15 protein-coding genes, 3 tRNA genes and 2 pseudogenes are annotated in these 26972 nt (G+C 46.8%); 8 read left to right on the top strand and 12 right to left on the bottom strand.

Annotated elements, in window-relative coordinates; all coding sequences use genetic code 11:
• Positions 1 to 340: 340 nt before the first annotated feature.
• Positions 341 to 2524, bottom strand: coding sequence for an ExeM/NucH family extracellular endonuclease (locus tag NFHSH190041_RS11980; RefSeq protein ID WP_261922064.1), 2184 nt, complete (start codon positions 2522 to 2524; stop codon positions 341 to 343).
• Positions 2525 to 3585: 1061 nt separating this feature from the next.
• Here NFHSH190041_RS11980 and NFHSH190041_RS11985 point away from each other — a divergent pair.
• The 5 genes and pseudogenes from NFHSH190041_RS11985 to NFHSH190041_RS12000 all read left to right on the top strand — a co-directional run bounded on the left by NFHSH190041_RS11985 (position 3586) and on the right by NFHSH190041_RS12000 (position 7101).
• Positions 3586 to 4074: a hypothetical protein gene (locus NFHSH190041_RS11985; protein WP_261922065.1), complete on the top strand. Its 489-nt coding sequence runs from the start codon at positions 3586 to 3588 to the stop codon at positions 4072 to 4074.
• Positions 4075 to 4595: 521 nt separating this feature from the next.
• Positions 4596 to 4718 (top strand): annotated as a pseudogene (locus tag NFHSH190041_RS19760) (IS5/IS1182 family transposase); the annotation flags it as partial.
• 59 nt (positions 4719 to 4777) lie between these two features.
• Positions 4778 to 5627, top strand: a pseudogene (locus NFHSH190041_RS11990) (IS5 family transposase); the annotation flags it as partial.
• Between the two features lie 266 nt (positions 5628 to 5893).
• Positions 5894 to 6406 (top strand): DUF4433 domain-containing protein, encoded by a 513-nt coding sequence (locus NFHSH190041_RS11995; RefSeq protein WP_261922066.1) that lies wholly within the window; start codon positions 5894 to 5896, stop codon positions 6404 to 6406.
• Entirely contained in the window at positions 6406 to 7101 is a 696-nt protein-coding gene (locus tag NFHSH190041_RS12000) for a DUF6977 family protein (protein ID WP_261922067.1), read from the top strand. The genes NFHSH190041_RS11995 and NFHSH190041_RS12000 overlap by 1 nt, the downstream gene beginning before the upstream one ends.
• A 113-nt stretch (positions 7102 to 7214) precedes the next feature.
• Here NFHSH190041_RS12000 and nifJ read toward each other — a convergent pair whose 3' ends face one another.
• From nifJ to hydA, 4 genes are all read right to left on the bottom strand, one after another.
• Entirely contained in the window at positions 7215 to 10868 is a 3654-nt protein-coding gene (gene nifJ, locus NFHSH190041_RS12005; protein WP_261922068.1) for a pyruvate:ferredoxin (flavodoxin) oxidoreductase, read from the bottom strand.
• 7 nt (positions 10869 to 10875) lie between these two features.
• Entirely contained in the window at positions 10876 to 12615 is a 1740-nt protein-coding gene (locus NFHSH190041_RS12010; protein WP_315972990.1) for an NAD(P)-binding protein, read from the bottom strand.
• 81 nt (positions 12616 to 12696) lie between these two features.
• Positions 12697 to 13605, bottom strand: a complete 909-nt coding sequence (locus NFHSH190041_RS12015; RefSeq protein WP_261922069.1) for a carbamate kinase — start codon at positions 13603 to 13605, stop codon at positions 12697 to 12699.
• Between the two features lie 159 nt (positions 13606 to 13764).
• Complete coding sequence (hydA, locus tag NFHSH190041_RS12020) at positions 13765 to 15171, bottom strand: dihydropyrimidinase (RefSeq protein WP_261922070.1); 1407 nt, start codon at positions 15169 to 15171, stop codon at positions 13765 to 13767.
• Positions 15172 to 15217: 46 nt separating this feature from the next.
• Between hydA and NFHSH190041_RS12025 the strand changes: the two genes are divergently transcribed.
• Entirely contained in the window at positions 15218 to 15352 is a 135-nt protein-coding gene (locus NFHSH190041_RS12025) for a hypothetical protein (RefSeq protein ID WP_261922071.1), read from the top strand.
• Between the two features lie 304 nt (positions 15353 to 15656).
• Here the strand turns inward: NFHSH190041_RS12025 and NFHSH190041_RS12030 are convergent, their stop codons facing one another.
• The 5 genes from NFHSH190041_RS12030 to NFHSH190041_RS12050 all read right to left on the bottom strand — a co-directional run bounded on the left by NFHSH190041_RS12030 (position 15657) and on the right by NFHSH190041_RS12050 (position 22561).
• Entirely contained in the window at positions 15657 to 16868 is a 1212-nt protein-coding gene (locus NFHSH190041_RS12030) for a YgeY family selenium metabolism-linked hydrolase (protein ID WP_261922072.1), read from the bottom strand.
• Positions 16869 to 17006: 138 nt separating this feature from the next.
• Entirely contained in the window at positions 17007 to 18212 is a 1206-nt protein-coding gene (gene dpaL, locus NFHSH190041_RS12035; protein WP_261922073.1) for a diaminopropionate ammonia-lyase, read from the bottom strand.
• A gap of 143 nt (positions 18213 to 18355) precedes the next feature.
• Entirely contained in the window at positions 18356 to 19543 is a 1188-nt protein-coding gene (ygeW, locus tag NFHSH190041_RS12040; protein WP_261922074.1) for a knotted carbamoyltransferase YgeW, read from the bottom strand.
• Between the two features lie 449 nt (positions 19544 to 19992).
• A complete protein-coding gene (locus tag NFHSH190041_RS12045; protein ID WP_261922075.1) occupies positions 19993 to 21669 on the bottom strand; it encodes a sigma 54-interacting transcriptional regulator in 1677 nt (558 codons plus the stop codon).
• An 801-nt stretch (positions 21670 to 22470) separates the two neighbouring features.
• Positions 22471 to 22561 (bottom strand) — tRNA-Ser (locus tag NFHSH190041_RS12050).
• Between the two features lie 364 nt (positions 22562 to 22925).
• On the opposite strand from NFHSH190041_RS12050, the gene NFHSH190041_RS12055 reads away from it, so the two are divergent.
• Positions 22926 to 24206: an MFS transporter gene (locus tag NFHSH190041_RS12055; protein ID WP_261922076.1), complete on the top strand. Its 1281-nt coding sequence runs from the start codon at positions 22926 to 22928 to the stop codon at positions 24204 to 24206.
• 44 nt (positions 24207 to 24250) lie between these two features.
• On the opposite strand, the gene NFHSH190041_RS12060 is transcribed toward NFHSH190041_RS12055, so the two are convergent.
• Both NFHSH190041_RS12060 and NFHSH190041_RS12065 read right to left on the bottom strand, forming a co-directional pair.
• A tRNA-Ser gene (locus NFHSH190041_RS12060) sits at positions 24251 to 24341 on the bottom strand.
• Positions 24342 to 24996: 655 nt separating this feature from the next.
• Positions 24997 to 25087 (bottom strand) — tRNA-Ser (locus NFHSH190041_RS12065).
• Between the two features lie 246 nt (positions 25088 to 25333).
• On the opposite strand from NFHSH190041_RS12065, the gene NFHSH190041_RS12070 reads away from it, so the two are divergent.
• Positions 25334 to 26950 (top strand): Lon-insertion domain-containing protein, encoded by a 1617-nt coding sequence (locus NFHSH190041_RS12070; RefSeq protein ID WP_261922077.1) that lies wholly within the window; start codon positions 25334 to 25336, stop codon positions 26948 to 26950.
• Positions 26951 to 26972 lie beyond the last annotated feature (22 nt).

Here is a 26972-nt window from a genome sequence, read left to right on the forward strand (position 1 = left end):
AGCTAATTTAATTGTCAATTAACTTACCTATATTTATCAGCTATCAATATGAAAGCGATCACAGAAATGGATTGTTGTTTGAATACTCACTAATTTAGTTTTAAGTTTATATATTTATTACTTATTCTTAATGAAAATAACTTAGCGACAAACTAAAATATGATGTTACTCACACTAAAATAATCGTGATTTATATTCATTTTATGATTATTTTCTCAGTTATGAAATTATTTATAATTTTATTTACCTCTTTGCTGTAATAGGAACTGTGACTTCTCTTTGTCATCAACCGGTGTCACTAATAGACTTGGCATCAATGACACCGGCGAATCAATCATAATTAGTGTTTATAAGTGTTACGTAGCCAACCCAAACCACCGAGGAGCAATATACTCCACAGACCTAAAGAGCCGCCGCTATCTTTAGATTTAGTCTGAGTATCTGACACAGCTTTCGGTAAATTGTAATTTAAATCAATAATGACGGGGTCATGGTCTGTCGATGAATAAGCATTCTCCGATTTATGTAACTGATTACCGTATTTATGCCCATATTCAAATTGATTTGATTCTGTCGAGTTGATATGCCAATCACTAACATTCACAACTTTTTTTATTAAACTCTCATTACCCAATGCATGGTCTAGACTACCTAGCGCATTAGCATAACTATAAGAAAATACCTTTTCATCCGGATGTAATGCTTTTACCTGAGGTAATTCACTTAAGTTGTGATATCCATAGCCCTTAGTTATGACGCTACCAGCGCTGGCTAGAGGCTTACCGTCAATAGTAGTATATGATGCAGTCTTCAATACCCGGTTATGTCCGTCTGCAATATAATCTGTCAATATCCAGATAGGATCTTCTTTCGCATAAGAGTTCATATCACCAATTAATAATACATCCCCTTTAATCGGCTCTAATGCTTCTGCAATTGTTTGAACCGCAGAAATTCTAAATTCAGCACAATGTCCCTGTAAATCCGCCGGGAGATTTTCTTTGCGTCCTTCAAAATTTTTCCAATCTTCAAAACAATCAGACCCCTTTGATTTGAGGTGATTCACGACAACCGTTAGAGGATGACCACCATTTTTCAAGGTAAAAGTTTGCCCCAAGCTCCACCGTTGATATGCGCCTTTGCTTGCAGGGTAGGCTTCCTGTTCATTGGTTTTCAGATTTAATCTCGTTTCAGTATTCGCAGGGACATGCTGTTCCGGTGTCTTAATCACTAATGCTGTTGAAGCTAACTCCACCATTGCAGGGCGATACAATAAACCAACGGTGATCGCATCTCGCCCAAAGAATCGGCTATCAACCATATCTTTATCTGCTATACGAACAAATTTATAAGCCTGTTGTGGATCTTTAAACTGAGCATTAATGGCATTAGTCAGATTATTAATCGCACTATCATCAGCAAAACCATTATTTTCCAACTCCATTAGACCAATAATATCAGCATCAATCTCAGTAATGGCATTTACAATTTTAGTTTGTTGTAATTTGAAATCATTAATCTCTTTTGCCCCTCGGTTTGTCCCTAAAGGATTTTTGGCGCCAGAATCAATTTCATTGAAATAATTTAAAACATTGAAACTCGCAATACGCAGATCTGAACTATCCTGTCGAGAAGGCGCAGTGACTCTATCTATGTTATGGACAATATCGGCTTTACTGATGGTATTAATAGGGATTAGACGGTATACACCATGATCATAAGATATAACCCCTTCCAAATTATTGAGATTATCACCTAAACGAAGATAGCCATCATCAGCATTAAAATCTGGGAAGTAAGGAATTTTACTGTGTTTTGATTTAGGTTCAGAGTCAACAACCAACCTATTCTCCTGATTAGTTTTAGCCAAGGCCATCGCTTCAGGCGTTAATGGATGATGTAATTGGGTTGGCTGCATCAATAAAGAGTGATGAGATAAAGTTAAATTAGGTCGAAAATCATCAAAATTAAAGCTGAAATTGCGGCTAAGTACCATATCGCTCTGAGGAATAAGCTTGACTTTCATTCCCTCATAACGCTCCATCGCTGCTGGTAAGGATTCATTATCTTCAATCATTAAATCTGTTGCTGGCGTGACACCATAATGCCCTAGTACATGATAATGCGCTGAGTTTGGGCTCATATCGATTTGGGTCATCCCGTAGTGTTCTTTCACTTTGCCAGACACGCAGAGTAAATCGCCTTCTTTAATACCAGCTAAGGACTTTTTACCTGTATAAACAAACAGGCCATCAGATGTATCACTCTGGCCATCACCTTCTTGTTCTTGGATAAAAAATCCTTTCCCTAATGAAGATAATTTAGCAGTAACAACCCCTTTGATTTGAATATCAGCTGCTGACTCATACTGTCCCTTCAATACAAAAGGACTGGAATAGCCACTCCCCTGTACTTGATAAATAGGAATCGCATCGCATTCTTCTAAAGCGTAAGCAGATAAAGATGTAGCCAATACGCCTAAACCGGTCAACATCAAATTTACATACTTCGTTCGTCTTATCATTCTCATACCATCCATATTATTAATTGTAGGCGAACGAATAATTACAGCAGATACATTTAGTTACATAGGGTCAAATCACAACTTTGAATAATTATAAATTTTTTATAATTGCCATTAGTATCATTAAATACATTAGCAGCTAAAAAAGTTATCTCTTATTTACAAATCTATTTAATTTTAATGGATGAAATAATTGAAAAATTGCATTATTTAATATTGATATCGACGAAATATTGTTTAATTCTTTATAAAAACATTTCATTATCCCGTAGTTTTAATATCAAGATGTAAATAAATTCGCTCTTATTGATGCCGTTGACTACGGAGTTTTGTCTAATCTGGTAACGAGCAAGGCGCCATCAAAAATAATGATAAAAGCATCATAAAAGTCAATTACAGCAAAGAAAACAAGGAATCTGCCACAGAGTTAGCGCCTATGCATCTTGTTAGAACACACGCCAGTTTCAACAACTGAACTGCGTAATATACTAACACAACAGCCAAACCATACTACCTCTATACCACGCCATTATAGAGGACTACAGAAATCTGTATTTACGCCAATAACGACTCCTAGACCAATCAAAAGTAAGAGGCTGATTACCGCAATCATTAAGTGAATAACCTCATTGATAATAAGAAATGTAAAAAAACTTACAGAACAGATATTTGTAACGTGATAACGTCTCGTTTTCCATTCATTGAAACAGGAAATAATTAACCTATTTAGTTAGGGCAACTGAAACGCTACCCCCCCCCAGAATCCTAAATAGCTATTCCTAAATGTAGGTCACTTACCTTAATGTCTATGAGTCCAGACTGTTTTGTATGGTTAAGTCTAAAGCTTGATGGTACTGTGTCGTAAGACGACATGGCTGCAACTTCAGCAATCATGTGGAGTCTTGCAATGTGTAGTACAATTAGGAACACTTATTTAGGTGATAGCATATCCCAAATCAATGTAAGAAACTGCCAGAAAGAAGTAACCAAGCTTTTCAGGTAAACCACCTTTCAAGGGCACACTATTCAAATGTTAGACTTCAGGAACTACGTAGCTTTAAATGAATCAAGATCAATTATATTCTCTCGTGCAACTAATTAGTGCGAAGTGTATTACTCCAGCTGAATACATTGCGTGGAGCGAAAGTAAAATATTAACTTCAGATAACCCAGAAGAATGGATTGTGGACCTTTGCTTAATACGACGTTATAACGAAGCGGCAAAAAGAGTGCGAACCCAGCTGTTGGAAATATCTGATATTGATTTAAGGATATTTGACTTCTGTAGTGCTCAGGTATGTTTTGACTTTATTCAATTTCAATTAGGACTTATAAGCTGGGATCTTTTCTTAGAAAAAGCCATAGCCTTAAGCAGTGTTCATCCATGTGGTTGGCCTAGTAATGATTTTAAAAAACTCCTTGATGCATTTCTTGAAAATGAGAAGCATGAGAGTATCGAAAAAGCCCAGTCAGAGTACTTTGAGGGCGCATTTGAAGAAGATTTACAACCCGTAAGATTTTATATCAGTCATTTAAATAGGCATATATGATGACCTCACTAACTACGAGGCCAAGGTCTACTTTTATTTGATTATGTATATGTCTTCGATAGCTCACCTTCCACAGTAAGGCATGATTGCTAATGGTTGGCGGTCTTGCGACATATCTCCGATATGTGAGCTTGGCTATGCGCTTTAATGAGATCCCAATTGACGTCTTACTCTTCTTAGCAGCCAAAAGACCTCTAAAATCTATGTCCCGTACAGGTTTTGAGTAAAACAAACCGTTTAACGCATTAATATCATTATCGCTATTGTGTTTTTATAATTTATCACACAAAAAAACCAATCAGTTATGCTGAGCGCATTGCCGCTGAACAAGCTTCTTGTATATCTAAATCCTGTTATTGGCTCATTACTGCCCACACCATATATGCCAATTTATTGACCAGTTCCCCGTCACTTTGCAAAGATGGATGCGCGCTTAAGTTGCTGTAATATCAGGCTAAAAAATAATCGTTCTTATCACACCAAGCCAATATGCTGCGAGCACCATGTATCACGACAAATAACTTATCAACGCCAAATTGAGCCTATGTGCCTACAACGAATAAATGGGTGAAGCATTAGCTGGCGTCAAAGCATTAAATAAAATCATCAGACTTGGTATGACTATTCGCCAGCTAATCTCGTAAAGCGGCTGAAAACCCCGGAACATTTGCATTTAAGCAAATGATTTGATTAACAGCCCCCCCCCAAGGCTGCCAATGCTCGCGAGCCTTATCCGCTGGAAATGATGTTGCGTATTCACTGCATACCGCAGTGATATACCCTAAGCGATGAGACCACGGAAGATGCCCTCCAGGAAATCGCCTCTATCCGCCAGTTTGCTCACCTATCCCGGGATAAGGCCATTCCGAACCGCACTACCATAATGAATTTCAAGCACTTGTTGGAACAACATGAGCTCGCACCCAAAATCTTCAGAACCATTAATCAATGGCTTGCAGAGAGTGGTGTACTGATGACTCAGGGGACATTGGTTAACGCCACTATCATTCAAGCCCCCTGTTCAATCAAAAACAAAGACAATACTCGCCATAAAGAAATGCATCAAACCAAGAAAGGTAACCAGTGGTATTTCGGCATGAAAGCGCACATAGGTATGGACGCCAAAAGCAGTCTAACCCACAGCCTAGTGACGACGGTGGCCAACGAGCACGACCTCAACCAAGTAGGACATTTATTACACGGAGAGGAGGAATTTATCTCGGCAGACGCGGGTTTCAGGGGCTAAAAACGTGAAGAACTGATCCATGTCCGCGCAAAATAGGTTATCGCCAAGTGCCCAAGTAAGGTGAATACACTGAAAAAACAAATTGGCTATCCATTATAAGTACCTAAAAGCCAGTATCAGAGCCAAGGTTGAACATCCATTTCGGAGCATCAAATGTCAGTTCGGCTTTGTCAAAGCTAGATACAATGGACTGGCTAAAAACGACAGTCAATTGGCGATGTTATTCACACTGACCAACTTGGTGCGGAACGACCAAATGATACGGGCACAGATAAGATCCTGGGAATTAGCCAGAAAAAGGGCCTAAATCAGCAGAATAAAGCCGATTTTTGGATGGAAATTGAAAAATTGAGTAACAGTATGTCGAAAAATTACTGTTGGGCATCAACTCTGAAAGTGGGGGCGACTTATATAGCGGCTTGCTTGTTCTATAAAAAATTGACCATCTTATTAATTCGATGTGATCTTATTCAAAAGCTTTAAGATACATAAAATTACATCGTTGTATGCATTTATATTGGCATGCTAGCTTGCTCATTTTTTACACGACATTGATATGAAGGGACTTAACGAATGAGGCAAGCTTTAACTAGATTTGGTATTACACACATCTGGCACTTTACTGATAGTGAAAACATACAGAATATCATCGCTCAGGGAGGGCTGCTTTCTTGGGTTTCTCTGAATCAACGGGGTATGCAAGTTAGGCCTGGAGGAAATGATTGGAGTCATGATGCAGATGAAATAGCGGGTGTTGATACATACGTACATCTTGCTTTTAATAAGGAGCACCCGATGCTGTATCGTGCTATAGAAGAAGGAAGAATCACTGAACCTAAATGGTTGAAAATCTGCGCTTCAATTCTAGACGATCCCGAAGTTATGTATACTGCTGATGTTTCAAATAAGGCTGGAGTGGAGTTACTGACAAATGAGCAAGCGAAAAACACTCTTGATTTAGAGATCTTGTTTACACGCACGGATTGGAGAGCCCCAGAGATTCAACACCGGCTAAGGAATGCTAGAAAAAGTGAGATTCTTGTTCCCAACTTCATTCCTATTAACAGAATTCTAAAGGTAATTTGATGGCTAAACGCCCAGTTTTTTCCCCACTAGCAAAGCGTGAACATCTGGTTCAGGAAACTCTAGTAGATTTTCCTTGGTCTCCCGGTTTTGCAGCGTCTCAGAAGAAAAAAAATGTAATGGCACTTCATGAGGCGGCAGGGGCATCGGGGCTGTTTCCATTACTTGAGGTTTCATCAAAATCTGAGTTCGAGATGGGGCGTCGCCTGAGTGCATTCAGTTTAATGGTTCCAACTGAACTTGGTGATATATCTGTAGAAAGTGCATTTCAAGGTAGTAAGATCTTTGAAGATGATGGGCCGTTTACTGATATCTATATGATGGATTCTCTATCTGCAAAAAGAGATGAAAGATTAAAAAAATCAGGCAACTTGATCGGTTTCGAGTTCTTTGGAGTTAAATGGCCTTTGGAGCCAAAAACTGCTTTTTATGATTGGCTGTACTTGACTTCACTAAGGCCTCACAAGGAATACTTGAAAGAAAAACTCTCTGTTTTTAATGGATTTACAGATATAGAATTTAACCCTGAACGATCAATCAACTGTCAAGCTCGTACTTGTGCGTTGCTTATCTCTCTGATTAAACTTGATTTATTTGAGCAGGCATTGAGATCTCAGGAAGACTTTATTGGTATTGTAAGTGCTGACTCTTTTAAGCAATCACATTCGGATGACTTAAAACAGGGAAACCTTATTTAATTTTGAAATACATCTCAAAGAATAAACATAACAACCAATCCTTTGAAGCGATATCGCTAACCAAAGCCGCCTTCGAAGAAGGCGGCTTATTTACAACTTATCAGCGCTGCTGATTAATGCGCCAACTTACCAGCCTCGTTATCAACAATCGGTAACTCGACAAAAGGCGCGACCTTCACCGGGCTGCGGCGGGCCATTTCTTCATACAGTTCCCATTTACTGCGCGCCACCTGTTGCGCATGGGCAGTAATTTCCGCAGCAACGACTGGCTGGCTACGTTGCAGAATTTGGTAACGGGCCTCATTACTGCGGTACTGAGCCAGTGGCACAGTGGGGCGCAGGGTATCGAGGGAGAAAGGATTTTCCCCGGCGTCACGCAAATCAGGATTGTAACGGAACAGCGGCCAGTGGCCGGATTTCACCGCCAGTTGCTGCTGCTTTAAGCCATCTTCCATATTGATGCCATGGGCAATACAGTGGCTGTAGGCAATCACAATGGATGGTCCCCGGTATGCTTCGGCCTCACGCATCGCCAGTAGCACCTGCTGTGGATCAGCACCCAAAGCCACCCGCGCCACATAGACGTTGTTATAGGCAATGGCCTGCATCGCCAGGTCTTTTTTGGTGGAACGCTTACCGGCAGTGGCAAACTTGGCAACCGCCCCCAGAGGGGTCGATTTTGACATCTGACCGCCGGTATTGGAGTACACCTCGGTATCCATCACCAACACATTGACATCCGCGCCGCTGGCCAATACATGATCCAGCCCGCTGGAGCCAATATCGTATGCCCAGCCATCACCGCCCACAATCCAGATTGAGCGGCGAATTAGCTGATCGGCCACCGAAATCAGGTTAAGGGCGGCCTCATTACCTATCTCGGCCAATTTGGCTTTCAGGGTATCAACCCGGCGGATCTGCGCCTGAATTTCAGTCTCAGTTAACTGTTCAGCATGCAGCAGTTGATCCACCAGCGCAGGCTCCAATCGATCAGCCAATGTTTTCAACAGTTGCTCAGCCATTTCATGCTGTTTTACTGCGGCTAGGCGGAAGCCAAAACCAAACTCGGCATTATCCTCAAACAAGGAGTTCGCCCAGGCTGGCCCCCTGCCCTCAGCATTTTTTGCCCACGGCGTAGTCGGTAAGTTACCACCATAGATGGATGAACAACCGGTGGCATTGGCGATCATCAGGCGATCACCAAACAGCTGAGACATCAATTTCAAATAAGGCGTTTCACCACAGCCGGCGCAAGCCCCGGAGAATTCAAACAGGGGTTGCAGGAACTGAGCGCCGCGCACATGGGAGAAGTCCACCCGCGCCCGCTCGTTATATGGCAAGGTTTCAAAGAAGGCCAGATTCGCTTTTTCCCGAGCCAGATGCGGTGTTTTCAACTCCATATTGATGGCCTTGCGGTGCGGCGCATCCGGAGTATCCCCCACAATGTCCCCATTCTGTACAACCATAGGGCAGGCATCCACACACAAACTGCAACCTGTGCAATCTTCCGGATACAGTTGCAGGGTATAGCGGGTATCAGGGAAGCCACGGGCAGTAATCCCGGCAGACTTAAAGCCATCAGGCGCATCAGCCAATTTCGAGACGTCGTAGAACTTGGCGCGAATCGCCGCATGAGGGCAAACCATCACACAGTTACCACACTGGATACAGTCATCATTGGCCCAAATGGGCAGTTTCTGGGCAATATTGCGCTTTTCGTACTGAGTGGTGCCACTGGGGTAAGTGCCATCCACCGGCAGCATGGATACCGGGATCAAATCCCCTTTACCGGCCATCATTTGCGCAGTGACTTGTTTAACAAAATCCGGCGCATGCTCGGCCACTACAGGTTTGGCTTCCTGCTGCTGGCACACATCACCTAATTGAATTTCATACAGGTGCGCCAAGGTATGATCGACTGCCGCAAAGTTTTTCTGCACGATTTCTGGCCCTTTACGGGCATAGGTTTTCTCAATGGCATGTTTAATTTTGGCAATGGCTAAATCCTTATCCATTACCCCGGACAAGGCAAAGAAGCAGGTCTGCATAATGGTATTAATGCGACTGCCCATGCCGGTTTCCCGCGCCACTTTATAGGCATCAATGGCATAGAGCTTCATATGGCGATTCACCATAATCTGCTGCATAGCGGCAGGTAAGCGCTGCCAGATCTCATCCTGAGGGGCTGAGGAATTAAGCAGGAATACCGCGCCATCGGCAGCCTTATCCAACATATCCACCGCGCCCACAAACGTCGACTGGTGACAGGCTATAAAATTGGCAGACTGCAACAGGTAAGGGCTGTTAATCGGTTGGCGGCCAAAGCGCAGGTGGGATTCTGTGCGGGAGCCGGACTTTTTCGAGTCATACACAAAATAACCCTGAGCAAAATACTGCGGATCATCACCGATGATCTTAATGGTATTTTTATTCGCCCCGACAGTGCCATCGGCGCCCAGACCATAGAACATGGCCCGCACCACCTTATGGGACTCAATATCAAAGTCCGGGTCATAGGCCAGATGTGACTGGCTGACATCATCAATAATACCAAGGGTAAAGTGGTGTCTTGGCGTATCAGCGGCGGCATTATCAAATACCGCTTTGGCCATGGCCGGGGTAAATTCTTTAGAAGATAAACCATAACGCCCGGCAATCAGACGTGGCATTGGCAAGTTCAGTTTCTGGGCTAACTCGGGCTGTTTGTCCATCAAGGCCGTCAATACATCTTGGTACAGAGGATCTGCCCCCGCCCCCGGCTCTTTGGTGCGATCCAGCACTGTAATCGTACGCACGGTACTTGGCAGAGCCGCCAGCAGATGAGTGGCTGATAATGGTCGATACAAACGTACCTGTAACACACCGGTTTTACCGCCATGCTGATTCAGCCAACTGACAGTCTCTTTTACGGTTTCCACCCCAGAGCCCATGGCAATAGCCACATGCTCGGCATCGTCACAGCCAAAATACTCAATCAGTTTATACTGCCGGCCAGTCAAGCTTGCCAGCTTGTCCATCTGCGCCTGCACAATATCCGGCACGGCGGCATAGAAAGGATTAACGGTTTCCCGCCCCTGGAAATACACATCCGGGTTCTGGGCTGTCCCCCGGATAAAGGGGGTATCTGGGCTTAAACCACGTTCACGGTGTTGACGTACCAGCTCGTCACTGATCATTTCCCGCACGCAAGCATCAGGGATCAAGGCGATTTTATTCACTTCGTGTGAGGTACGGAAACCATCAAAGAAGTGCATAAAGGGTATGCGGGATTCCAGCGTGGCAGCATGGGCTACCATCGCCATATCATGGGCTTCTTGCACCCCGGATGATGCCAGCAGCGCAAAACCTGTGCCTCTGGCCGCCATCACGTCTTGATGATCACCGAAAATCGACAATCCCTGTGCCGCCAACGAGCGGGCAGCCACATGAAACACCGCCGAGGTCAGTTCACCGGCAATCTTATACATATTGGGCAACATCAACATCAAGCCCTGGGAGGCGGTAAACGTGGTGGTCAAGGCGCCACTTTGCAGCGCTCCATGAACCGTACCGGCCGCGCCGCCTTCACTTTGCATCTCAGCAATTAACGGCACATTGCCCCAGATATTGCGCTTGTCTTCTGCCGCCCACTGATCGGCAAATTCTGCCATGGTGGATGAAGGGGTGATGGGGTAGATGGCGCAGACTTCGCTGACCCGGTAAGCAATATGGGCCGCCGCTTCGTTGCCGTCACAGGTGTGCATGTGCACTTTGGTGTTATTTTCCATATCCATATTACTCCTGATGAGCCGGCTCATCGGCCGCCAGCGACTTAACTACGTCGTTATTTTCCAGCGAAATCATCTCCAGCGCATGGCAAGGACATTGAGACGCGCAAGCTTCACAACCGGTGCATTTTTCATAATCCACCCGGTAACCTTTACCCGGACCAAGGCGGGTAATCGCACCTTGAGGGCAAGCGCCATAACAGCCATTACACTCAAAACAGTTGCCGCAGGAATAACAGCGCTGGGCTTCATACTGCGCCTGCTGAGCCGTCAGGCCACCGACCACTTCATCAAATGTCCGCGCCCGGCGCTCCACTGGAATGGCTGGTTGCGCACTTTGATCCGCATCGGTTTTGTACCACAGGTGCAATTTATCGTATTGGATCAGCGGCTTTTTGCTGATCTTGGTAAATTTGCGCCCTTTCAGGAAGGCATCAATGTGGGCCGCAGCTTTCTTACCATGGCCCACGGCAATGGTCACAGTACGGTCACTGGGCACCATATCGCCACCCGCGAACAGACCGCGGTAGCCCGTCATCATCTGCTCACTGACGATAACAGTGCCGTCAGCTTTATGTTCAACACCCGGAATACCGCGGGTCAGCTTGGTATCAATATTCTGCCCCAGTGCCAAAATTAATGAATCGGCTTCCAGCGTTTCAGTCTGCCCGGTGGGCTGTGGCCGGCCATTGTCATCAATCGCCATTTTTTCTAAGGTGAAGCTAGTACCATCAATGCTTTGGATGGTGCGCAACCAATGGAACGTCACCCCCTCCTCCATGGCTTCTACACACTCAAAATCATGGGCAGGCATATGGTCACGGTCACGGCGATAGATCACCATCACCTCACTGCCAAAGCGCCGTGCGGTGCGGGCAGCATCCATTGCGGTATTACCACCGCCATACACGGCAACTCGCTTGCCCAGTGCCGGGGCCGTCCCCAGCTCGACATCGCGTAAATAAGTCACGGCATCACAGACTTTTTCCGGGTTATCGTTAGGAATATCGACCCCACGGCCAACATGGGCGCCAATGGCAAGGAATACCGCATCAAAGCGGCCTTTGACTTTCTCTGCCAGCAAATCATCAACTTTGTGGTTCAGCACAATCTTGATGCCCATATTCTCAATACGCTGAATTTCTTTATCGAGAATTTCCCGCGGCAAACGATATGCCGGAATACCAAAGTGCATCATCCCGCCGGCCATGGGCGCCGCTTCGCGAATTTCCACCTCATGGCCTTTAAGTTTTAGATGATAGGCGGTGGCTAACCCGGAAGGGCCTGCGCCAACAATCAGTACCCGCTTACCACTTGGCTCGGCATTGAAGCGAACTTGCCAGTTTTGCGCCAGGGCTTCATCCCCTAAGAATCGCTCTACCGCATGGATACTGACCGACTCATCCACATTGGCACGGTTACAGGCAGATTCACAAGGGTGGTAACAGACCCGACCATGGATGGCGGGCATAGGGTTATTTTTAATCAGCGCCTGAAAAGCCGGTTCAAATTCACCGGACTGGGCGAGGGAAAGCCATTCCTGAATATTACTGCCAGTAGGGCAAGCATGGTTACAGGGAGGCAGGGAATTACAGTATACGGGAACTTTGCTGCGCACCGGGCCTGAGCCTTTTTTGGCTTTGAGATCGGGTGGCAAGGTCATATCAGCAAAAGGTGTTGTCATTTTGATTTTCCTGTCCGTTGACAGGCCGGGACAGGGCCTTGACCCTGGGTCCCCGGCCGGGATGGGGCGGCATCCGCTGACGCCCCGGGCACAGCTACATCAGCAATAAACGGCTGGCTGATGTTTCAACACACAGCACAGCAGTTACTGCACATTCACCACACAGGTACCGGCCTGGCCGCCAAGGACATCCAGTCCCTGCTCCAGTGCGCCGATGTAGGCTTGGCCGCCGAATTTCGCAAAGTCAATCACAGCCTCAACTTTGGGTCCCATAGAACCGGCTGGGAAGTTGTACTGACTCAGCTCTGCTGGTGTAGTCTGATGAATGGCACGCTGCTTTTCTGTGCCCCAGTCCAGATAAACGGCATCTGCATCGGTGAGGATCAACAGCTTGTCAGCTTGTAATTGTTTAGCCAGCAAGGCGGCTGATAAATCCTTATCAATCACCCCTTCTACCCCCTGATATCCCATCTGGGTATGACAGACAGGGATCCCACCGCCACCACAGCAGATAACAATGTGGCCAGCTTCCAGCAGGGTATCGATAGAAGTTTTATCCAGAATATTCATCGGGCGTGGTGATGGCACCACCCGGCGCAGGTACTCGCCGTCGGGCTTCATGGTCCAGTTATGGGCCTCGGCCAGAATGGTTGCTTCTTCACGGTCATAAACAGGGCCAACAAACTTGGTGGGGTCCTGCATTGATGGATCATGGGGATCGACCTCAATACGGGTCAACAGACTGCTGACCTGGGTCTCGGGCATCAGATTTTGCAGTTCCTGGGCCAGCATGTAACCAATCATGCCTTCACTTTCAGCGCCCAGTACATCTAACGGATAAGGAGATACCTGTTTGTAGGCCAGATTCTGCAGTGCCAGCAAGCCAACCTGAGGGCCGTTTCCATGCACAATGGCAACTCGGTATTCTTTGGCAATTTCCGCAATGGCTTTAGCGGCAATTTTGATATTGGCCAGCTGATTAGCAAACGTCAGTGCGTCCCCACGACGCAGTAGCGCGTTGCCACCTAGGGCGATTACAGCAGTCGGTTTCATACTCACTCCATGTTACTTCAAATCCTTGCAGTAGCTGTCCGGCCGATACCGGGCCACAGTGTAGGATGTATTGTTATTAAAATGCGTTCATTCTTTTGCTTGCCCTAATTCCCGATAACATGCCGGCGTCTGAAGACGGGCTCAGGGCTTGACCAACCGTTAGCTCAAAGCAGGCTGTGCCGGTGCTTTAAATGGCTGGCGGTAAATAAAGCGGCCATAACCCGCTTCGCCGGTAAATTGTCCCTGCTCAGCCACTATCCGGCCCCGGCAAATGGTCATCACTGGCCAGCCGGTTACCGGGATATTTTCAAACGGGGAATAATCGGTATTGTCATTCAGTTCACTGTGGTGCACAGCGCGCTCACAACTGGGGTCAAACAGCACCAAGTCAGCATCGGCTCCAACCGCTAAGCAGCCCTTTTGTGGGTACAGGCCAAATAACTTCGCTGGCAGGGTACTGGTGAGCTCCACAAAGCGGCTGGCACTGATACGGCCTTTGGCCACCCCTTCGGAAAACATCAGTGGCATGCGGGTTTCCACCCCGGGCAAGCCATTGGGGCAGGCTTTAAAATCATCCCGCCCGGCCTGTTTCTGCTCACCATAGGTAAAAGCACAGTGATCGGTGGCTAGGGTATCGATACTGCCATCCATCAGCCCCTGCCATAATTTGCCCTGCTCTGCTCTGGGCCGCAGTGGCGGGCTTAGGGTGTATTTCAGCGCATCTTCCTGCTCATAACAGCTGTCATCTAATAGCAGGTACTGGGGACAAGTTTCAGCCCATACAGGCTGACCGGCGCGGCGGGCTAAGCGGATATAATCCAGCCCTAACCCATTGGATAAGTGCACAATGTATAAGGGTGCATTGCCGGCCAGTTTGGCCAGATTGATCATGCGGGCAATGGCTTCAGCTTCACATTCCAGTGGCCGACTGACACCAAGATAACGGGGCGTGATTTTACCTTCTGCCTCCAAGGTGTGGCGGATATTCACAATCGCCGCATCATTTTCCGGATGCACTGTGGTCAGAGCCCCCACTTCCGCTAGGCGGGAAACAGCTTTAAATACCGCGTCATCATCGAGCTTGTAGCCATAGGTGAGATACAACTTAAACGAGCTGATCCCCTCTTCGCGAACCATGGCTTGCATCTCAGCCAAAATGTCATCATTAATATGCTGTACCACGCCGTGGAAACTGTAATCAATCACCGCCCGGTCCCGGGCATGGGCTTTATATACCCCTAGCTGGTGATGCAAATTGCAGCCTCGGGGGCCAAACCCCATATGATCAACCACACAGGTGGTGCCACCACAGGCAGCACTGCGGGTGCCGGTAAAAAAGTCATCCACACTCTGGGCGATGCCCACATTAATATTGAAATGGGTATGGACATCAATGCCACCTGGCATCACCAGTAATCCGGCGGCATCAACCACTTGTGCAGTAGGCCAGTCACTGGCACTGATGGCTGGGGCAATTTGCTCAATGCGGCCCTCCCGGATCAGGATATCGCTCAGATACTGGCTTTTATCATCCACCAGCGTGCCATTTTTAATAATCATATCCATAACTTGTATCCATGATGCCCGCAGGCTCATCAACTTGGGGTAGGTATTGCCTGAACGTTCAACTCCATTAAACGGTCAGGTAATGCCTACAGTCTGGGGAGACTGTCTGCCGACTGGCAGTTGGGGTATCTGGCAGGAAAAATATCCCGGGGGAGAGATGCATGAACAACTCCGAGGCTAATGCCAATACGGGCGGTCTAGATCTGAGCCGGTGACTGATAAACCGGTTACTGCGCTGCCTGTCCGTGTCAGCGGGAAGAGTTGAAACTCCCCCGGGATAAAACTTTCCCTTGCGGGTGGCGCAGGGGTTAACTGCACTGGATAACCTCAACGCGGGGGTGTGTGCCGCTATTGTCCGTAAATGATGTGGTTATCCGGAATATTCCCCGGGGCAGTGGCTTACCCCAGGAAAAGTCTGCTCTCAAGAGTGATGAGCGGATAAGAACAGACTCAGCCACTGCCCTGGGCCGGGGAATAAATTTGGGTTACTTCTCCAGTTTTTGCAGGTAAACCTGTGGGATAACTGCGTACATAGCGGCACAGGTCACCAGATGATCTTTCCACGTCTTCTCATTAGGCGCGTGGGCTTCAGGCTCTTTACCTGGGCCAAAACCAATCACAGGGATACCGTAGCGGCCCATAATGGAAACGCCATTGGTTGAGAAGGTCCACTTGTCCACGGTTGGCTTCTTGTCGAACAGTAATTCGTAAGAGGCTTCCAGTGTCTTGGTGGCAACGTGCTCAGAGTCAATCTTCCAGGTTGGGAAGTAACATTCAGTGGGGTAAACCAGTCCGGTGTAAGCTGGACGGCTGTATTCATACATGGAGACCACAGCGCCGGTTTCCTGCACTGCTGGCAGGGCGCGGATTTCTTCCAGGGCCCCTTCCCATGTTTCGCCCCAAGTCAAACGGCGGTCGATAGAGATGGCGCAGCTGTCGGCAACTGCGCAGCGGCTTGGCGAGGTGAAGAAAATTTCTGACACAGTCAAAGTGCCTTTGCCGAGGAACTCATCATCACCCAAGTTGTGAGACAGTTCTTCCAGTTGGCCCAGTACGCGACCCATTTTGAAAATGGCGTTATCACCGCGCTCAGGGGCTGAGCCGTGGCAGCTAACACCGGCCATATCAACACGGATTTCCATGCGGCCACGCTGGCCACGATAGATTTGACAATCAGTTGGCTCAGTAGAAACTACAAACTCAGGGCGGATTTTGCTTTCTTCAATAATGTACTGCCAGCACAGACCGTCACAGTCTTCTTCTTGCACAGTACCGGTCACCAGCAGGGTAAACTCGCCTTCCAGGCCCAGGTCTTTGATGATTTTGCCGGCATACACCATAGATGCCATGCCGCCTTCCTGATCAGATGCGCCGCGGCCACCAATCACTTCATCATCTTCCATGCCTTCATAGGGATCGAAGGTCCAGTTATCCATGTTACCCACGCCCACGGTATCAATGTGAGCATCCATCGCAATCAGGTGCGGGCCATGGCCAATCCAACCCAGTACGTTACCCATAGGGTCGATTTCAACTTTGTCAAAACCGACTTTTTCCATCTCTTCCTTGATACGCAATACCACTTTTTCTTCGTCACAGCTTTCGCTGGGGATGGCGATCATATCGCGCAGGAACTTTGTCATATCTGCTTTGTATTCCTGGGCTTTTGCCAACACATCAGTAAATGGAACCTTCATGATATTTCTCCTTCACCGCCCGGAGGTCACCGCAGGCGGTGTGATACAGGGTGCTAAGGTTACGGGGCTTGGGGATGACATTGGCCGCCGTAACAGATTTTTATGCGTTAAGGTGTTACTTAAATTCGGTCAGCTCTTTTACGCTGTGGTGGGGTGTTTGCCTTCCCAGACCACTTCACGGTAATGCTTGACGTCTGTATCCCCTTCAGTGCTGATCACCAGCACGACTGAGTCTTTATCCAGTTTGAGTTGCTGCATCAATGCCGCTTTTTCAGGGTGGAAATGCACGGCAGCCAGCAATCCTGTGCCCACAGCACCTGACTCACCGGAAATCACCCGAGGATCTGTGCCTAATGGATTACCCAGCACCCGCATACCCAGCGCAGCGACGCTGTCTTGGCAAGAAATAAACTGGGTGGTGCAATCACGCAGCAGCGGCCAACCGATAGGGTTTGGTTCACCGCAGGCCAGCCCCACCATGATGGTGGCCATATCGCCGTCGACATTGACCATCTCGCCCTTGGCATCGATACCAGAGCGATAAATACAGTCAGCCAGTTCTGGCTCAACAATGGCGGTATGAATATTGTCGGCCCCATACAGGTCAACAAAGTAGCCCAGCATGCCGCCCGCCATGGCCCCCACACCGGCTTGCAGGAAGATATGAGTCGGCTTGTCGATGCCAAGCTGTTTCATCTGCTCAACCGCTTCCACACCCATGGTGGCGTAACCTTGCATAATCCAGGTGGGGATCTGTTCATAGCCTTCCCAAGCAGTGTCCTGCACCACTTTCCAGCCGTTTTCTTCTGCGTTTTTAATCGCCAGACGTACCGCATCGTCATAGTTCAGATCAGTGACGATACATTCAGCGCCCAGCGCACGGATATTCTCTACCCGTTCAGCCGCGGCGCCCTTAGGCATATACACCACAGCGTTTTGCCCCAGCTGGTGGGCCGCCCAGGCCACCCCGCGGCCGTGGTTGCCGTCCGTAGCGGTGGCGAAAGTCATTTTTTCTTTGATGTCATTTTTCAATGTGTCGAAGTTGAAGCTGTTGATATCCAGCCCATATTCTTCACACAACAAGCGAGCGATGGCGTATGCGCCGCCCAACATCTTGAAGGCATTGAGGTCGAAGCGGAAAGATTCATCCTTGACCAGGATTTTACCTATGCCGATTTCTGCTGCTAGGCAGTCCAGTGACTGCAGCGGAGTAGGTTGATAACCGGCAATTTTGGAATGAAACGCATGGGCTTTATGGGCCTCTGCAACTGTAAAGAGTGAAGATGGCTGACCGTTATAGTGGCGGTTATCGGCTATCTCCATTTTAAGAGAGAATGTAGACACGGCAGACCTCGTTGATTCGAAGAGGGTAAGGGAGGGGGATGAAGGGAGCATTCCCCCTCGCCTTGTGGCCCCGCGCCAGCGGGGCATTTTTTGTCAAACCTATTGCATATTGGCTACCCCAGAGACGGAATAGCCGGGTTGGGTTATTTCACCCGCTTGGCGCCTTCATCCAGCAGTTGCTGCAGGACTTCACCTGGGTTTTGATACTTACGGTTCAGGATCATCGCGGCAATGATGTATGGCTTCCAGCTGGCTTCTTTGTAAGTGGCGATGCGGTATTTCTCAAATACTGAGTCTTCCACTTCCCCTTCCTTACAAGACACGCCGGTGATATCGGCTGGCAGGCAGTGCATATACAGCGCTTCGCCGCCTTTGGTCAGCTTCATCATCTCTTCAGTACAGTGCCAATCTTTGTGGTTTGCGTTTTGTGCCAGGCAAGCTTGCTCCAACGCTTTCAGCCCTTCGTGGTCATTGGCGCGCAGCAGCTCAGTACGCTTGCCCATAACCTGATAAGGTGCCCAAGACTTTGGATAAACAATGTCTGCATCTTTAAAGGCTTCAGCCATGCTGGCTACTTGAGTGAAGCTACCGCCAGAGGCCTCGGCATTCGCTTTTGCGGTTTCAACCACTTCAGGGATCAGGTCATACCCTTCAGGGTGAGCCAGGGTGACATCCATACCAAAGCGGGTCATCAGACCGATAATGCCCTGAGGCACAGACAGTGGCTTACCATAGCTAGGGGAATAAGCCCAAGTCATCGCAATCTTTTTACCTTTGAGGTTTTCCAAGCCACCGAAGTGCTCTTCCAACCAAGCCAGATCAGCCATAGACTGAGTTGGGTGATCGATATCACATTGCAGGTTGATCAGTGCTGGGCGGTGTGGCAGTACGCCTTCTTTTACGCCTTCATCCAGCGCTTCACCCACTTCACGCATGTAAGCGTTACCCGCACCTAGGTACATATCGTCACGGATACCGATAGCATCGGCGCAGAAGGAGATCATGTTAGCGGTTTCACGCACGGTTTCACCGTGGGCGATTTGCGATTTGCCTTCGTCCAGATCCTGTTGTGCCAGACCTAACATGTTGATAGCAGAAGCATAAGAGAAACGGGTACGGGTAGAATTGTCACGGAACAGGGAGATACCCAGACCATTATTGAATACGTTGGTGGCGATATTTTCATTGCGCATGGACTTGAGGGCAGCGGCGGTTTTCAGTACCCGCTCCAACTCTTCCGGTGTCTGTTCCCAGGTCAACAGAAAGTCTTTATCATGCAACTTTGATTCTAATGCATTGATTTCCTCGATAAGTGTATTGATGCTTTTCATTGGTCGTCCCTAATTCGTCAAGGTGTATAATTTTTCCGGGGATTGGCGGGATTTACCGCCATCTGACCTAGATAATCCACAAACCGTGCCAACCCGAAAAAATGGCCGTAAATGACATGAATTCAGGTAATTAAAGTTAATTAGCCTGCAATATGGCGATAAATTGCGAGCAGGATCACTGTTAGCTTTTTGGTGCTTGGCGGCCAAAGTGATAGTCCTAGCGTGGGAATTATCATTCTGATAACCCGCTTATTCAGAATTGATAGCCATGATTGCTATCTGATAGTCAGCGAGAAATAAACTGACTGGACAGTAGAAAATACCGTTGAATTGAAAAATGAAAAAAGCGCCCTTAAGGCGCTTTTATTAGTAGCAATATGCTGGTTTATTCAGGCTGAGGCAGCCTTTATTCTGTCTGCCACTGTCAGTAAAACCGATTAACCGTACGGTTAAAGCTGATACTTTTTAATTTTACGGTACAGGGTAGCAATACCAATACCCAACTCCTGCGCCACAAGATTACGATTTTTCAGCCGCCCCAGACATTCTTCAATTTTCAACCGCTCCATTTCTTCCAGGCTCATATTACCGGTATCCAGAACTGACGGCGTCTCAGCTTTAGTTTGCACCTCCACCTTAGTGAAATAAGGCGGGAGTAAATCTTCATCAATCATGTCCCCTTCTGGCACGATATTGACCAGATACTCAATCAGGTTGGACAGTTCTCGAATATTTCCCGGCCAATGGTAGGCTTTTAATCTGGACATCACTGTCTCTGTCATGCCGGGATACGGCACGCCAATACGCCGTGTATGCAGCTCTAAAAAATGCTGAATAAATAATTCCACATCCCCATGACGGTCTTTTAGTGCCGGAAGGTGAATTGGAATAACATTCAGGCGATAATACAAATCTTCGCGAAATTCATTACTAGCGATAAGTTCGGGGAAGTTTTTATTGGTGGCGGAAATAACCCGAATATCCACATAGGTACTTTTATTGGAGCCAATGGACATTACCCGACGCTCTTCAAGCACGCGCAGTAATTTTGCTTGCAGCTTAAGCGGCATATCCCCGATTTCATCCAAAAACAGCGTGCCTTTATTCGCTGCTTGGATCAGACCCTTATTCCCCTTCGCTGAGGCGCCGGTAAATGCACCCTTTTCATAACCAAACAGCTCACTTTCCAGCAATTGCTCCGGAATAGCGGCGCAGTTAATGGCAATAAAAGGATGCTCAGCTCTGTCACTGAGATCATGAATGGCATGGGCAATCACATCTTTACCCGTACCACTCTCGCCACTTATCAACACACTGGAAGGACTTTTTGAAATGCGTGACAACAGCACCTTCAATTGGCGCATTTTCTCTGATTCACCAATGACCTTATCCACCCGGCTTTGCAGATGACCACTGATGGTTGTGGTGCTTTTATTTTGATGAAAGGCCATTAAAAATAGCTGGTTATTATTAGCCTCATGGAACTGCCCTACCAGCAGTTTTTCCTCTTTGCCAAAGGCAATAATATGCTGCTGATACCCTTTTAAGTTGTTATCCAAATATATTGGGCGGATATCAACTTGGCTATGCTCCAATTCATCTTCGGTAATTTCCAGATGTTTCAGCGCCGGTTTATTACCAAATTTCACCCGGTTTTGTTTATCCAGCACCAATACGCCCTGATCCATATTTTCAATCAGATTGACCAGAACCGTATCCACCGGGGATTTTGCGTGGCGACTGTCGGCAATTTTGGCTACGAAGATTTGTGAGATATGGCGAATATAATCAGAAAAGAGTGCGACATTTTCTTTGATTCGAGTACGAGAGGCTTCATCAAACGCCACTATGCTGATCACACCGATACAGCGCTCAGCCACCATAATGGGCACACCGAGAAAGGCGGTTTCCTGACAATCCGATTTATTGGGGCAATCAGCACAGACGGGGTCCTGCGCCGCTGAATCAACCACTTTTTCCTGATGGGTTTCCAGAATATGCTGAAAAATTCCTGAGCCCGTATGGGGCTTTTCCCCTAAACAGCGGCTGTAACGCCCGGTGCCTGCGACCCGGACCAGATTTTCATCGACAACTTCGGCATCTAACTTGAGCACAGATGCCAACATTTGGGTGAACTTTAAAATCGTAGGTTGGAGCTTCATTAGCTCAGAACTATCAGAACAACTCAACATAGGTAACCAGTTCTCCGACTGTCTTCTTCCTTAAGCGTCCTACGGAGTTGATACCATAGGCAAATAATTCCCTACAATATTCAGATGCATCACTGTTACCTTCCTGGAAACAGGCAAAACCGGGAACGATGCCATCCATCCAATTCCGTTCAGACAAATCCCATTCATATTGCATGGCTTTAGTTGGTTAAAGGTTGATACAGGTCTAGTTCTGCGCGATTGTTTATTTTTATACCAATTTTTGTGAAATCGATACGTCCCTGCCACGCTATGCCACAAAAATAAAGCTCAGAAATAAGGTTGGGCAATAACGCCTGTTCGCGGACACAAATAATCTGCTATGGCAGAAATACCTATATCGCCTACTTGGCGGGGATTAAACCTTAGTGAGAAATCATCTCGATGGGCAATATTAAAAACAGTGAAAGGACGACATCAATCCAGCGATCATCACCACACTCGAAGCTAATGAGGGCAACATCACCACCTGTTAGCAATTAACCCCACAAATTTAGCGAGATCAGTCAATTGATTTAAACAGTTGTCGTAAGAGAAATACTGGCGCAATCACCATATAGATAATAAAGACAGGAATTAAGCCATCCCGCTAAGGTCGAATAATGGGGCCGAATAATGGCCGCATTGAAATAATGATGAATTCTTTAACTAGAGCGGGTAGCGCGAGGACTGAAAACAAAAAAGCCCGCTTTAATAAGCGGGCTTTTCCGTAAAATATGGCGGAGGAGCAGGGATTTGAACCCTGGATGGGCTATTAACCCATGCCGGTTTTCAAGACCGGTGCATTCAACCACTCTGCCACCCCTCCGGAACGAGGCGAATAATATTCTTCACTCTACCGATTGTAAAGCAAAAACTCTGCTTAAACATATCATTTGATCACATAAGCACCTAATGGCGTTAAAAACAAGCAATCTCATTCTATGCCCTACTTCTAAAAAATTTTTATATGTATCCCAGATAAAATAAATCCGTCTGTAACAAGTATCACAGTTTCACTTTTAAGTTACATAGGTAACAACTTGTGTAATATCTCACGTTATCTCTTGTTTATATCGCTTTATATTCTAAACACCATAGCTGCCGCCTAGATCTTCCAGCTTGACTGTATACCCAACAAATACTGTTCTGGGACCAAGTCATCATGCGGCATCACCAAGAGAGATAACATAATGAATAAGCTTGATGAAACCTATCGCCGTCTACGCTGGCAGATCATTATCACCACCTTTCTCACTTACACAGTGATGTACATATCTCGCAAAGCCTATGCAGCCGCAGCACCACTGTTAATGGAAGATTTAGGGATGACCGCAGTGCAATTCGGCACCGCATCTTCTATCTATTATATTCTCTATGGCCTATCAAAATTTAGCTCTGGATTGCTGGCCGATAGGATCAACCCAAGACTATTTCTTGTACCGGTACTATTTTTAATTGCAGTGATCAACGTTGGCATTGGTATGGCTGACAGTGTCAATATGCTGCTAGGACTATATTGTTTAACTGCAATAGCTCAGGGCTGTGGCTTCCCCCCTATTGCAAAGGCTATCAGTGAATGGTATTCCAAATCCGAACGGGGGGGCTGGTATTCCCTATGGAACACATCTCACAATGTCGGGGGCGCACTGGCTCCTTTGATCGCATCAGCAGTTATCGCGACCACTCACAACTGGCGTTACGCATTTTATGTACCAGCCGCCATTACGGCTATTCAAGCTCTGATTGCTGCCGTATATATGCGAGGTAAGCCTGAAAAATATGGCCTACCAAATGTCGGTGAATGGAAAAAAGACAAGCAACAACTGGATATCAACAAACGTTCGGCCTCAGGGTTAACGCTATGGCAAATGTTTCGCAGTTATATCTTAAATAATCCGATTATCTGGTTAGCTATCAGCGGTGATCTCTGTATTTATATTATCCGAACTGTAACCAACGACTGGGTTAGTGTGTATTTTTTCAAAGAGCTACACTGGGATCTAATACAGTCTAACTCTCTCGTTGCTTGGTTTGAGGCCGGGGGGATTATCGGTGGGCTGACTTCTGGCATTATTTCAGACAAACTATTCAATGCCGACCGTTGGAAAACCATTTTTATTTATTGCTTTGTCCTAATTGCGGGTATGGCTGGCGTGGCTATGACTGTACACATTAGCTATCTCTTAGTTGCATTGTGCTTCTTTATTATTGGAGCTGGGATCTATGCGCCACAAATGCTGTTCGCACTCGGGATTATTGAAGCATCTCATGCTGATGGTGCAGGTGCAGCAACTGGGCTGAAAGGTGGGATAACCTATCTTGGGGCTGCACTGGCAGGCGCCCCTATAGCACTAGTACAAAAAGCCTACTCTTGGAGTGGTGTATTTACTTTACTAGGTTCCATCGCCATTATTCTGCTACTGCTAACGATGTTAATTATCAAAGTAGACAGCAGAAAACGTAAGATTTAGATAGCAAAACGCCCACAGCATCTGCTGTGGGCGTTTCTCAAATATGGCGGAGGAGCAGGGATTTGAACCCTGGATGGGCTATTAACCCATGCCGGTTTTCAAGACCGGTGCATTCAACCACTCTGCCACCCCTCCGAACGAGACGCATAATAGTGTTAGCGACTGAAAGTGTAAAGCAAAATTTTAAAGCCATTGTTTTATTTGCTGCTTTTGTCTACACCATGATTAACATAACGACAAAACGCTGTATTTATCAGCACGGCAACTCTGATAAAGGCACTGATACAGACGTTTATATAAGCGCAAATACTGGTGGATATTATTTCCTAGCCAGCTCTTAAGATAAAAAATATCTAAGATTCAGCACAACTATCATTCACCGGAGCTTCTTATATCGTTTGTCTCGGTCTTAAACAGCATAAAGAAGAGGAACATGATGGCGCGCTGAAAACAATGAAATGCTATTGGACTAGCATGGTATAAAAGAAAATCATCGCCTCAAGTTAAAGTCGTATCCATCTGAATGACCTATTACCTAGTGCCTAGTGCCTAGTGCCTAGTGCCTAGTGCCGTTAAATCAGTTTTATGGCAACTGACATACTGTCCTAGCAAAGCGACAAGTGAACTAACGTAATAAAAGAAGGATTTAAGTGCAAAAACAAAGATGGTTAAGGGGCAAACCAATGCGTGACACCAGCAAATATGTGATACCCGCAAACTTGCTAATAATTATGCAGGTGATAGACAAACAAAAAAGCCCGCTTTAATAAGCGGGCTTTTCCGTAAAATATGGCGGAGGAGCAGGGATTTGAACCCTGGATGGGCTATTAACCCATGCCGGTTTTCAAGACCGGTGCATTCGACCACTCTGCCACCCCTCCGAACGCGGCGAATATTACTGAGGGTGACGAAGTTTGTAAAGCCTATTTTGTTCTCCAAAGGCACAAGTGAACAATTAAGCGGCACATATACTGATTTATGAGCTAAAAATCGATTTAAGATTACTATTTGTTCAGGCAGTCACTTGTAACCAACAATGATTAAGTCCCCCTATGCTGCATTATGGTAATATCAATTAACTTTTCGAGCGCTATCGATTCGAATCACTTATAAAACGACACCAAGCCATGATCCCATCCCGCATTCCTGTGTCTCAATTGGCACCGCGTTTTACCCTTTCTCAAGCGATCCCCCACAGTGCACCGATAACCAGTTTACTGCTCGGTCAACAGCGACTGCTCAGTGCGATTCGCATGGCAGCAAAACTGCCGCAGCAACGCCTGTATATTGCTGACTTTCCCGGCATCAACCGTTCACTGCTGTTGCAAGCGCTCGTCGCCGAGCAACAGGTGCAACACTGGCAATATCTTTCAGGCCAACTCACTCGTCAGCAACTGATTGGCCAACGGGATAAGCTGGGGCAATGGCAAAATGGTGCGCTAGCCAAACCTCAATGGCTATTTATTTGTGCTGAATCATTAATGCGACGCGAAAATCTGTGGGAATTATTACTGCATTGTCTGGAACAGGGTGCCATTGAGCTGTCTGATGGCAGTCGTATTCCGATACAAGCCAAACTGGTGCTGATCGGCGGGGCAGAAATCTATGCGGGATTAAAATATCAGGAAGGCAGATTCAATCAGTTCTTCCCTCTGTTGGGTGAATTAGCCCAGGAAGTTGATATCAATCAGCATCCCGTAGAAGACTACTGCAATTTTCTGGTGGCATTGGCCAATGCGCAGCAATTAACCTTAAACAAAGATGCCATTGCCCCACTGTTGGCCTTTAGCGCTAAATTAACTGAACACCAACAGCGCCTGTCGTTAATGACAGATGAGCTGGTACAAGTGTTAGCCCAGGCAGCTAGCTTCTGTGAACAGCAGAGCCTTAGCGCAGAGCAGATTGAGCAAGCTTTAGCTGCAAAAATTTTTCGCCATAACACCTCTGAGCAGTTTTCTGCCCAGAGTTTTGATGATGCCTTTATTAACCTGCCAACCGAAGGGGAAGCCATCGGGCAGATCAATGGCCTGACTGTCATTGATTCCGTTGACTTTAGCTATGGTGAGCCCGCACGTATCACGGCATCAGTGCATTATGGTGATGGTGAGGTGGCCGACATTGAACGTAAATCTGAATTAGGCGGGAATATTCACGCCAAAGGCATGATGATTTTGTCCGCCTGCCTCTACCGAATTTTTGGTCGAGATGCCCCACTCCACCTCAGTGCCAATATTGTGTTCGAACAGTCCTATCAAGAAATTGATGGCGACAGTGCTTCACTGGCTGAATACTGCTGCTTAATGTCAGCTATCGCAGAAAAACCTATTTTACAATCATTTGCCGTAACCGGTGCATTGGATCAGCAAGGTAATGTACAGGCCATTGGTGGGGTAAATGAAAAAATCGAAGGTTTCTTTAATCTGTGCCAGCGCCGTGGCTTGACCGGCAGCCAAGGGGTATTGTTACCCAGAGCGAACCTGTTACAGTTGAACCTGCCTAAACGGATTATTGATGCCGTAGCGGATGGTAAGTTCCACCTATTCCAAATCTCCCATATGGATGAAGCCGTTGAGCTCTTAATGCAATTACCAGCAGGTAAGGCAGATGCTGAAAATGACTTCCCCCCAGAGACATTATATGGTCTGGTGCAACAGCGGCTGGATAAGTTAGCTGGTAATGATGACGAGATGCCATTGAGCTTTTGGCAGCGGATTGGTGCAAAACTTGGATTTTTAAGCTGGTAGGAGTTGTTTAGCGTACACCTGT

This window comes from Shewanella sp. NFH-SH190041, assembly GCF_024363255.1.
Taxonomy (GTDB): domain Bacteria; phylum Pseudomonadota; class Gammaproteobacteria; order Enterobacterales; family Shewanellaceae; genus Shewanella.

Excerpts from the sequence above, each read along its gene's own strand:
- hydA (WP_261922070.1), bottom strand. The coding sequence starts at position 15,171 with ATGGATATGATTATTAAAAATGGCACGCTGGTGGATGATAAAAGCCAG.
- NFHSH190041_RS12015 (WP_261922069.1), bottom strand. The coding sequence starts at position 13,605 with ATGAAACCGACTGCTGTAATCGCCCTAGGTGGCAACGCGCTACTGCGT.
- NFHSH190041_RS12030 (WP_261922072.1), bottom strand. The coding sequence starts at position 16,868 with ATGAAGGTTCCATTTACTGATGTGTTGGCAAAAGCCCAGGAATACAAA.
- NFHSH190041_RS12055 (WP_261922076.1), top strand. The coding sequence starts at position 22,926 with ATGAATAAGCTTGATGAAACCTATCGCCGTCTACGCTGGCAGATCATT.
- NFHSH190041_RS11980 (WP_261922064.1), bottom strand. The coding sequence starts at position 2,524 with ATGATAAGACGAACGAAGTATGTAAATTTGATGTTGACCGGTTTAGGC.
- NFHSH190041_RS11995 (WP_261922066.1), top strand. The coding sequence starts at position 5,894 with ATGAGGCAAGCTTTAACTAGATTTGGTATTACACACATCTGGCACTTT.
- NFHSH190041_RS12070 (WP_261922077.1), top strand. The coding sequence starts at position 25,334 with ATGATCCCATCCCGCATTCCTGTGTCTCAATTGGCACCGCGTTTTACC.
- NFHSH190041_RS12000 (WP_261922067.1), top strand. The coding sequence starts at position 6,406 with ATGGCTAAACGCCCAGTTTTTTCCCCACTAGCAAAGCGTGAACATCTG.
- ygeW (WP_261922074.1), bottom strand. The coding sequence starts at position 19,543 with ATGAAAAGCATCAATACACTTATCGAGGAAATCAATGCATTAGAATCA.
- NFHSH190041_RS11985 (WP_261922065.1), top strand. The coding sequence starts at position 3,586 with ATGAATCAAGATCAATTATATTCTCTCGTGCAACTAATTAGTGCGAAG.
- NFHSH190041_RS12045 (WP_261922075.1), bottom strand. The coding sequence starts at position 21,669 with ATGTTGGCATCTGTGCTCAAGTTAGATGCCGAAGTTGTCGATGAAAAT.
- nifJ (WP_261922068.1), bottom strand. The coding sequence starts at position 10,868 with ATGGAAAATAACACCAAAGTGCACATGCACACCTGTGACGGCAACGAA.